Annotated in this window: 3 protein-coding genes; all 3 read left to right on the top strand. The window is 61.2% G+C overall.

Going from position 1 to position 2,485, the window contains the following annotated elements:
- On the top strand, window positions 1-214 hold a 214-nt coding region (locus HUV26_RS13545), incomplete at its 5' end, for a CbbQ/NirQ/NorQ domain-containing protein (protein ID WP_174410674.1).
- Window positions 215-257: 43 nt separating this feature from the next.
- Complete coding sequence (locus HUV26_RS13540; RefSeq protein ID WP_243451398.1) at window positions 258-1,280, top strand: DUF3150 domain-containing protein; 1,023 nt, start codon at window positions 258-260, stop codon at window positions 1,278-1,280.
- Window positions 1,281-1,285: 5 nt separating this feature from the next.
- Window positions 1,286-2,485, top strand: a 1,200-nt coding sequence (locus HUV26_RS13535; protein ID WP_174410675.1) for a hypothetical protein, incomplete at its 3' end; no start/stop codon positions are given.

The following is a 2,485-nucleotide window of genomic DNA, read 5'->3' as shown; positions in this document are numbered from 1 at the left end:
GACCATCGAGGTGACCTTCTCCACCCGAACCCTCATCCGCTGGGCCACACTGACCATCCGGTTTCAGCCGCTGGCCCGGCAGAATATACAGCCCATCCGTTACGCCCTGGACCGGGCCTTGGGCTACCGGGCCTCACGCGAAACCCGCGCCATGCTCCATGAGCTTGCCCAGCGCATGTTCCCGGCAGCGGAAGCAACTACCAACACACCATAGGGGAGTCAAAACGGCTCCCCTTCACATTTTCAAGGAGGAAATCATGCATACGGACATCACTGTGCTCGACAGCCTTGTGGCTGTGCATCTGACCGTGAACATCTGGACCGCACGCAGAAAGCTCGTGCCCTCGGACTTTAACACAACCAATCTCCCCCCTGAAGAACTGGCCTCGCTGGGCAGCAAGCGCATCTGCAACCCTGCGGACCTGCGGGTGTTCGGCACCCTCAAGAGCCGGGCCACGACGTTGCTGGACAGAAACGGGGTCCGCTTTCTGGGGGGCTGGGCACTGCCTGAAGACAGGATCGTGGAGGTGCAGACGGAACTGGAGGGCATCGCAACGGAATTCCTGCGCGAAAAGGACGCCTTCCTGGACCGGTACGACGATGCGATACGCGACTGGATACGCACCAACCCCGGATGGGAATCCATCATTGCCAATTCCATTGTCAGCGCGGACTACGTGCGCTCCCGCTTCGGGTTCGCCTGGCAGATGTTCAAGGTACAGACTCCTGCGGTACGGGACGACTCGCCGGATTCATTAGTGAACACTGGCCTTGAAGACGTTGTGACCGGACTTGGTCAGACCCTGTTCGGCGAGATCGCCAAGGCGGCCACGGACACCTGGCACAAGAGTTTTGTGGGCAAGACCGAGGTGACCCGCAAGGCCCTTTCCCCCTTGCGGACCATGTACCGCAAGCTCACCGGCCTCAGCTTTGTGGAGCCGCGTGTCAGCCCTGTAGCGGACCTGCTGCAGACGGCCTTCTCCGCCGTGGGCAGGAAAGGGCATATCGTGGGCCCGACTCTGCTCATGCTGCAAGGGCTGGTCAGTCTGTTACGTGACCCCGAAGCTCTGCTGGAACATGCCCAGTCCATGCTCGATGGGAGAAATCCCGATGACATTCTGGCCGGGTTCACAGGGCCCGGCTCCCTGGTTCTGTCGGAAAACGGCGAGACCATCGGTGCCCAGGAAGACTATGCCGACGTACAGGACGAAGGGGCCGACGAGATGCCCATGGCCCCGCTTCCCATCGGCCCGCAACTGGACAGTCTGGGATTGTGGTGATGGGTATGCCTGCAAATCCCATTCTGCAATCCCTGCCGTTGCTGGCATCTGTACTGGGCAGGCGCTATGGCGTCACCGTACGCATAGGAGGCACTGAGGCGTATACGGATGGCACTGTCATACAATTACCCTCACTTCCTGCGCAATGCGACGACACCTTCAACGGTCTTGTGCGTGGATTTGTGGATCATGAGGCAGCCCACATCCGGCATACGGACTTTACCGTGTGCAAGCAGACCCGGTCTGCGCTGGAAAAGCACATCTGGAACACCTTTGAGGACTGGCGGGTGGAAAACGCCATGGCAGCCATCTATCCCGGATGTCGGGGCAACTTCCGCTGGCTCATCCGGCACTGCTTCCTCGACACGCCTCCCGTGGTGCATGATGACAAGGCCACCCTGATCCTGGACTGGCTGCTCCTTACGGTACGAAGCTGGGATGTACCGGAACTGGGTGCTCATTGTGAGACGCTGGCCTGTGCCATGGACAGAAGGTGGCCCTGGCTCCGCCTGCATCTGGAAGCCGTTCTGCACGCCATGCGTAAACACTGCCCGGACTCGGCTGCCTGTCTGGACTACGCACGACAAATCATGGACGTGCTCACGTCGGCGGCATGGGCACAAGGGCATGGACAGGGAAACGCACAGGATGCCGCGACGCAATCTGGGGGCACCGCAGGGAATGCGAAAGGCAATTCAGGGAAAACGACGCAAGCAGGACCGTCACCGGAAACAGACAGGACCATGCATACGCAAGGGGAGCCCGACGGTTCCCCTTCTTCTTGTCCACCCGGAAACAGGCCCTTCAGCATACCGTTCTCGTCCACACCGGAGGAGGCCGACGCCTTAAAGAACCTGCTCGCGCTGTCTGGCGATGCCTTGCCTGCCGACATGGGTACCCGCATCGGCTCCGCTCTGGCCTTACCGGTACAGACGGAACCTGCCAAGGCCGCCACGGTGGTGGCCAGGGAAGGGTACAAGTTCATCTCGGTGCTGGCCCCCGAAGCTGTCCGTGAAGCCAGGCGGGCCACAAGCGGCATGGCGGCACGATTCCATGGGCTGCTGCAGGCTGCCCACCTCACCCGCAGCGGCCATGCCCGGCGCGGAAGACTGGATACCCGCAATCTTCACAAGGTCGCGGTCCATGATCCCCGCCTCTTTCTGCGCCATATCCAGCGTCCCGGCATCAACACGGCGGTGCACATC

Source organism: Desulfovibrio psychrotolerans, from assembly GCF_013340305.1.
In the GTDB taxonomy this organism is placed as follows: domain Bacteria; phylum Desulfobacterota; class Desulfovibrionia; order Desulfovibrionales; family Desulfovibrionaceae; genus Halodesulfovibrio; species Halodesulfovibrio psychrotolerans.
This window is presented reverse-complemented; position numbering and strand designations above follow the sequence as displayed.

What these genes read in the sequence shown, in the direction of transcription:
- HUV26_RS13540 (WP_243451398.1), top strand. Translation starts at nt 258, where the DNA reads ATGCATACGGACATCACTGTGCTCGACAGCCTTGTGGCTGTGCATCTG.